This window comes from Streptacidiphilus melanogenes (genome assembly GCF_000787835.1).
Taxonomy (GTDB): domain Bacteria; phylum Actinomycetota; class Actinomycetes; order Streptomycetales; family Streptomycetaceae; genus Streptacidiphilus; species Streptacidiphilus melanogenes.
In genome coordinates this window covers 25,625-32,171 of record NZ_BBPP01000064.1, presented here as the reverse complement: position 1 = coordinate 32,171, position 6,547 = coordinate 25,625, and the positions used below count along the sequence as shown (strand labels likewise).

General features: G+C 73.4%; 5 protein-coding genes and 1 pseudogene. 2 read left to right on the top strand and 4 right to left on the bottom strand.

All coding sequences use genetic code 11. The features are described from left to right. Together TR49_RS36675 and TR49_RS36670 are read right to left on the bottom strand one after the other, a co-directional pair. Positions 1 to 320, bottom strand: a pseudogene (locus tag TR49_RS36675) (hypothetical protein); the annotation flags it as partial. 142 nt (positions 321 to 462) lie between these two features. Then, entirely contained in the window at positions 463 to 1,473 is a 1,011-nt protein-coding gene (locus TR49_RS36670; RefSeq protein WP_052434939.1) for a serine protein kinase RIO, read from the bottom strand. Positions 1,474 to 1,773: 300 nt separating this feature from the next. Here TR49_RS36670 and TR49_RS36665 point away from each other — a divergent pair, with 300 nt between their 5' ends. Further along, a complete protein-coding gene (locus TR49_RS36665) occupies positions 1,774 to 2,238 on the top strand; it encodes a hypothetical protein (RefSeq protein ID WP_052434938.1) in 465 nt (154 codons plus the stop codon). Positions 2,239 to 2,248: 10 nt separating this feature from the next. Here TR49_RS36665 and thrS read toward each other — a convergent pair whose 3' ends face one another. Next, on the bottom strand, positions 2,249 to 3,466 hold the full coding sequence (thrS, locus tag TR49_RS36660; protein ID WP_042390131.1) for a threonine--tRNA ligase: 1,218 nt from the start codon (positions 3,464 to 3,466) through the stop codon (positions 2,249 to 2,251). A gap of 299 nt (positions 3,467 to 3,765) precedes the next feature. On the opposite strand from thrS, the gene TR49_RS36655 reads away from it, so the two are divergent. Next, positions 3,766 to 6,012 (top strand): ArnT family glycosyltransferase, encoded by a 2,247-nt coding sequence (locus TR49_RS36655; protein ID WP_042390129.1) that lies wholly within the window; start codon positions 3,766 to 3,768, stop codon positions 6,010 to 6,012. Between the two features lie 14 nt (positions 6,013 to 6,026). On the opposite strand, the gene TR49_RS36650 is transcribed toward TR49_RS36655, so the two are convergent. Beyond that, a complete protein-coding gene (locus TR49_RS36650; RefSeq protein ID WP_042390127.1) occupies positions 6,027 to 6,458 on the bottom strand; it encodes a protein-tyrosine phosphatase family protein in 432 nt (143 codons plus the stop codon). Positions 6,459 to 6,547: the final 89 nt, after the last annotated feature.

The window sequence follows — 6,547 nt, the reverse complement described above, 5'->3', positions numbered from 1 at the left end:
GTGAGCGGCTGCGCGCCCTGCGCGCTCGCCGCGCCACCGGGGGTCGAACTGCCCGCGACCGCGCACAGGCCCGCGAAGCCGAGACCCGCGACGAGCAGCGCGGGAGCGAGCCGAACCCGGGAGCGGCGCGCCTGCGGCGCGGCGTGCAGGGGCACGACCCGCGGCGGCATCGGCGGCACGGGGAGCTCGACAGGCGGCTGCTCCCGCGTCAGCGGCGCGTCGGGGCCCACATACGGAAGCTTCGTGGCCGCGACGCCGCAGCCGGCACAGGAGAACGCGGTGCCGCTGACGTAGCGGCGACAGGGTGGGCAGTACCTCACGGCTCCTCCGGGCGTGCACGGACCGGTGAAATCCGGACCTTTCGCCCACGATCGCAGCCCAGCACGGGCCCGTGCGGAGATCTCGCAAACTTCGCACACAGGCCCGTCCCGCCTGCTAATCTTCCCGCCGTTCAACTGCCGTTCAGTCGAGCCTCGCATCGAAGGCGAGGGCCGCCGCCAGCTCCTCGACCCGCCGCTCGGGCAGACCGCGCGCGACGAACCAGGCGCCGACGTTGCGCACGTCGCGCTCCAGGAAGTCGCGACCGCGCGGGTTGGCGATGACGTCGACGATCTGCGGCACGTCGATGATGACGAGCCGGCCCTCGTGGACCAGGATGTTGTACGCGGACAGGTCGCCGTGGGCGTACCCGTCGCGGGCCAGCAGCGAGAGGCTCTGGCCGAGTTGGTCCCACAGGTCGTCCAGGTCCGCCTCCTCGGGGCGCACCTGGGCGAGGCGCGGCGCGGCGGCGCCGGACTCGTCGCCGACGAACTCCATGAGGATCTCGGTGCCGAGGATCTGGACGGGGTAGGGCACGGAGGCGCCCGCCAGCCACAGCCGGGAGAGCGCCGCGAACTCGGCGGCGGCCCACTGCCCGGCGATGGCCTGCTTGCCGAACTCGGTGCGCTTGGCCATGGCCCGGCTGACCCGGGACTCCTTGTGGCTGCGGCCCTCCAGATAGCCCGCGTCGCGGTGGAAGAGCCGGTGGTGGCCGTCGCGGTAACGCTTGGCCGCCATCAGGGTGCGCCGGTCGGTGCCGGGAACGGCGCGTTCGAGCAGGAAGACGTCGGCTTCCTTGCCGGTCTTCACGATGCCCAACTCGGTGTCGACCGCGGCGAGTTCGGTGACGACCCAGTCCGGGCGCGGTTCGGGGCCCTTCTCGGTCGGAGTGGACTGGTCCCAGGTGGACCAGCGGTCGCCCTCGGGCGGCGCTTCGGCGCTGCCCGAGGGCGGGAAGCCGGCGTCGCAGGAGTCGGCGTCGATCAGGTCGGTGTCGGCGGAGTCGACGTCGCCCTCGAACCAGCCGAAGTCGGCGGGGGTGTACGCGACGGGCTCGTAGGCGTCGTCGGCCAAGTCGGAGCGGCGGCCACGGCGGTTGCCGCCCTTGGGGGTGATGCGGACGAAGGAATCGCTGTCGGCGAATCGCTTGCGCAAGGGAGGAATCTCCTGCGGGAGGGCCCGCCGGAGCGCGTCAGCGGTAGGACGCGAGGCTCAGCCGGCGAGCGGGTGACAAGGGGAGGCATCTGGCGCGCAGGCGAACGCGCGCCGCGTCAGAACGGCGACCATGTCTGCACACCTCCACTCTCGTCACGTCCGGGCACACGTTCGGCGGCCCAGGAACTTCGGCAACGCGCCCACTCTAGCCCGCCCCCCGTCCGGCGCAACCGAATTAACGCGAGGCCGTCGCCCGCGTGCCGCCGGGCCGCACGCCGGTCGGACTGATAGGGAGACCTCATGCCACGCCTTCTTCCTCCGGGCCGTCTGCGCCCGGGTCTGGTCGTCCTCGCGCTCCTCGTGTCCGTGGCGACCGCCGCATGCAGTTCCTCGAAGAGCTCCAACTCCGCGTCGCAGCCGACCACTCCGAGCGCCGCCGCAACCACCGCCGCGGCGACCGGCGCGAGCGCGGGCGCGACGGGTGGAGCGACGACGGTCACGGTCACCGAGACCGAGTTCACGCTCCACCTCTCGCAGACGTCGTTCACACCGGGCTCCTACACCTTCGTGGCGAAGGACGACGGTCACGTCTCCCACGCGCTCGCCATCGCCGGGCCGGGAGTGCCGACCACGCAGACCGGCACGCTCGACCCGGGCTCCAGCGCGAACCTGACGGTCACCCTGCAGAAGGGCAGCTACGAGCTGTGGTGCCCCGTCGACAGCCACAAGAGCCTGGGCATGGACACCCACATCCAGGTCTCCTGACGTCGCGGTCTCAGCCGAGCCGCGGCTCGCGTTCGCGCGACGCGACGCCCGCGGTCACGCGCGCGACGAACTCCGCCGCCGGGAGCGGCGCGGCGCGGGAGCCGTCGCGCAGACGCGGGGCGACCAGGCCGTCGGCGGCCTCGCGGGCGCCGATGACGGCCTGGTAGGGCGCGAGCCGCGCGGCGCGGATCCGCGCGCCGAGGGTGCCCTGCTGCGGCCCGGCGACCTCGGCCCGCAGCCCGAGCTCCAGGCACCGGGCCGCGACCTCCTCGGCCTGGGGCTCCTCCGCTGCCGAGACCGGGAGCAGCACCACCTGGACGGGCGCCAGCCAGGCCGGGAACGCGCCGCCGTAGAGCTCGATCAGGTGCGCGACGGCGCGCTCGATGCTGCCGATGACCGCGCGGTGGACCATCACCGGGCGGTGCCGCCCGCCGTCCGCGCCGACGTACTCGAGCTGGAACTGCTCGGGTTGGTGGAAGTCGACCTGCACGGTCGACAGGGTCGCCTCCCGTCCGGCGCCGTCGGCGATCTGGACGTCGATCTTGGGTCCGTAGAAGGCCGCTTCGCCCCGTTGCGCCTCGAAGGGAAGGCCGGATTTCTCCAGCACCTCGGTCAGCAGGGCCGCCGACCGCTCCCAGAGCTCGGGTGCGGCCACGTACTTGCCGCCCTCGCCGGGGAGGGAGAGCCGGTAGCGGACCGGCTCGACGCCGAGAACCCGGTGGACCTCGCGGATCAACTCCAGTGCCCGCGCCGCCTCGTCGGCGACCTGGTCCAGGGTGCAGAAGACATGGCCGTCGTTGAGCTGGATGGCCCGAACCCTGGTCAGGCCGCCCAGCACACCGGAGAGTTCGGACCGGTACATGCCGCCGAGTTCGGCGAACCGCAGCGGCAGCTCGCGGTAGCTGCGGGCGCGGGAGCGGTAGATCAGCGCGTGGTGGGGACACAGGCTCGGTCGCAGCACGACCTCCTCCTCGCCGAGACGCATGGGCGGGAACATGTCCTCGCGGTAGTGCGCCCAGTGCCCGGACCGCTCGTAGAGGTCGCGCTTGCCGAGCACGGGCGAGTAGACGTGCCGGTAACCGGCGCGCCGCTCCAGGTCCCGGACGTACTCCTCCAGCTCGTGGCGGAGGACGGCGCCGTCGGGGAGCCAGTACGGCAGCCCGGCGCCGATCATCGGGTCGGTGTCGAAGAGGCCCAGCTCGCGGCCGAGCTTGCGGTGGTCGTGCATCGGGGTCACCTCGTGGTCTTGGTACGTCGGGGACCGGAACGAGTGACCGCATGCGAAAGCCCCGGGCACTCGCCCGGGGCTTGGACTGGACTCTGACAGCTCTCAGCGCGCCGGGACGGGATCCGGCGTCGTCGTGGAGGCGGCTGCGAGCTGCATGGGAGAGAAGGTAGCAGTCGGGCCGCAGCTCGGCTGAGAATTTCTCCGTACACGGCAAGACCTGCACCAGAGCGGGTTATGAAAACCGGCGAGTCGGGGTGTTTCAGCGCGTTTTCACAGGTTTGTCACCCAGTGTCATGTCTATGGCTCCAAGTGTCACGGGCGTCCTCACGACGCCCCCGGATTCTCCGAACGTCTCTCGCGCCACCCGTCTCCGCCCCTGGAGATCCCCAGCCGACCAGCCCGGTTACGCCCGGCCCGCCCTGCTCGGGATCGCGGCCCTGGCCGCCCTGCTGTTCTTCTGGCGGATCGACCAGGCGACCTTCCACGGCTTCTACGCGAACGCCGCGCGCAGCGGCGCGGAGAGCTGGAAGGCGTTCGTCTTCGGCTCCTTCGACCCGGCCGGCACCATCACGCTGGACAAGCTGCCCGGCTTCGTGTGGCCGCAGGCGCTGTCCGCGCGGATCTTCGGGTTCCACGCCTGGTCGGTGGCGCTGCCGCAGGCGGTCGAGGGCGTGCTCGCGGTCCTGGTGCTCTACCGGGCGGTCCGGCAGTGGGCCGGCGCGAGCGCCGCGCTGCTCGCCTGCGGGCTGTTCACGCTCACTCCGGTGATCGCCGGACTGTTCCGCACCTCCGTCGAGGACCCCGCCTTCACGCTGCTGCTGATCTGCGCCGCGGAGGCGGCGCAGCGCGCGGCACGGACCGGCCGACTGCGGACGCTGGTCCTCTCCGGCGTCTGGGTGGGCCTGGCCTTCCAGACCAAGATGCTGGAGGCGTGGGCGGTGCTGCCCGCGCTGGCGCTGGTCTACCTCGTCTCCGCGCCCGCGCCGCTGCGGCGTCGCCTCGGCCACGTCCTGGTGGCGGGCGTGGTGACGGTCGCCGTCTCCGCCTCCTGGATCGCGCTGGTGACGCTGACGCCCGCGAAGGACCGGCCCTATGTGGACGGGACCACGGACAACTCCGCGTACAGCATGGTGGTCGGCTACAACTTCCTGAACCGCTTCTCCTCGGTCGGCATGAGCGCCTCGGACACCGGCAGCATCCAGGCCGTCCGGGGCGGTGGCGGTCACGGGTCCGGCGCGGGCGCCAGGGGGCACGGCTCCGGCGGCCAGGGCACGGCGGGTCAGGGCGTGGGCGGCACGGGACAGCAGGGGTCCGCGGGCGGCGGTGGCGGCGGGCAGGGCACGTCCGCGCAGTCGCTCGCGGCACAGGCGGCCGTGCTCGGCGGCGGCGGAGGCGGTGACGGCGGCTGGTCCAAGATGTTCGGCTCGTCGATCGCCTCCCAGACCGGCTGGCTCTACCCGCTCGCGGCGATCTCCTTCGTCTGCGGTCTCGCCTGGCGCCGTCGTCGGCCGCGCACCGACCCGCTGCGCGCGGGCTACCTCATGTGGGGAACCTGGCTGGCCGTCTTCTTCCTCGCCTTCAGCGCGGGAAGCGTCGGCGGGCACAGCTACTACATGGGCGTGATCGCCACGCCGCTCGCCGCGCTGAGCGCGGCAGGCCTGGTCGGCATGTGGCGCGCGTACCGCTCCGGCGGACGCAAGGCGCTGGTGCTGCCCGTCGCCATCGCCGCGACCGCGGCGTGGGCGGTGTGGCTGGCGAACCCGTTCCCGACCTTCCGCCCGTGGGCCGCGCCGGTCGCGATCGCCGCGACCACCGTCGCTCTCGCGCTCCTGGCGGTGGGCCGCGTGCCGCGCCTGGCGCGCCCGCGCCTCGCCGCGGCCGGCCTGGCGGCCGGACTGCTCGCCGTGGTCGTGACCCCGGCGGCCTGGGCCACCTCGGTCCTGTCCACCGGCACGGGCGGCGGCATGGCCTCGATGATGGGCTCGGTCGGCCCGAGCGGACATGGCGGCTTCGCGGGGTTCGCGGGCGCGACGCGCGGCGGCGCGGGTCACCGCGAGGGCGGCGGCCGTGGCGGCCTCGGCGGTGGCGGGGGCCGGGGCGAAGGCCTCGGTGGCGGGTTCGGCGGCACCACGACGCTGTCTGCGGCGCAACAGCAGCTCTTCTCGTATGTGACCTCGCACGACGGGAGCGCCCGCTACCTGATGGCGACGTCCAGCTGGAGCACCGCCTCGCCGTTCATCCTGGCCACCGGCAAGGAGGTCCTCCCGATGGGCGGCTTCACCGGCGCGGTGCCGAGCCCGACGCTGAGTCAGTTCCAGCACCTGGTCTCCACGCGCCAGCTCCGCTTCGTCCTGCTGGGCGGCGGCATGGGGGCAGGCCAGAGCAGCCCGGTGCAGTCCTGGGTCCGCCAGTCGTGCGCCGTCGTCCCGCCGAGCGCCTACGGCGCGACCGCGCCGTCCCAGCGGAGCGACCAGGAAGGCGGTCCGTCGCCGTTCGGCCGCGCGGGCGCGTCCCAGCAGCTGTACTCCTGCGGAGACGACGCCTGATCAGGAAGGGCCGGTCAGGGCGTGAACCGCGCCACGTAGCGGCGCTGCCAGAACGTCTCCACGGCGTGGCGCGAGTAGTGCGCCCGCACGTAGGCGACGGCCTCGCGGGGCGGCACGCCGTCCAGCACGGCGATGCAGGCGAGGGCGGTCCCGGTCCGCCCTCGCCCCCCGGTACAGGCGACCTCGACCCGCTCGCCCGCCGCCCGCTCCCATGCGTCCCTCAGGGCGCGGGCGGCGGCGGGTCCATCGGCGGGCAGTCGGAAGTCCGGCCACCGCACCCAGCGCGACTCCCACGGGGTCGCCGGGGGTTCCACGCCCTGGAGGTACAGCCCGAAGTCGGGCGGCGGGCCCCCGGGGAGGGGGTCGCGCAGTCCTCTCCCCCGCAGCTTCCGGCCCGAGGGCAGCACGAGCACACCGACGGCGTCGGTCTCCCAGGTCGAAGGCATCCCGCCAGGCTACCGTCCCGGCGTCGACTCCCTGTGGCGAATATCCCCGAGCGGATCGCGGGTGCCATCTGCAATGATCCGGGCGGAGG

Bases quoted from the DNA above. Each gene is read 5' to 3' on its own strand.
- TR49_RS36665 (WP_052434938.1), top strand. From the start codon at position 1,774: ATGCCACGCCTTCTTCCTCCGGGCCGTCTGCGCCCGGGTCTGGTCGTC.
- thrS (WP_042390131.1), bottom strand. From the start codon at position 3,466: ATGCACGACCACCGCAAGCTCGGCCGCGAGCTGGGCCTCTTCGACACC.
- TR49_RS36650 (WP_042390127.1), bottom strand. From the start codon at position 6,458: ATGCCTTCGACCTGGGAGACCGACGCCGTCGGTGTGCTCGTGCTGCCC.
- TR49_RS36655 (WP_042390129.1), top strand. From the start codon at position 3,766: ATGGCTCCAAGTGTCACGGGCGTCCTCACGACGCCCCCGGATTCTCCG.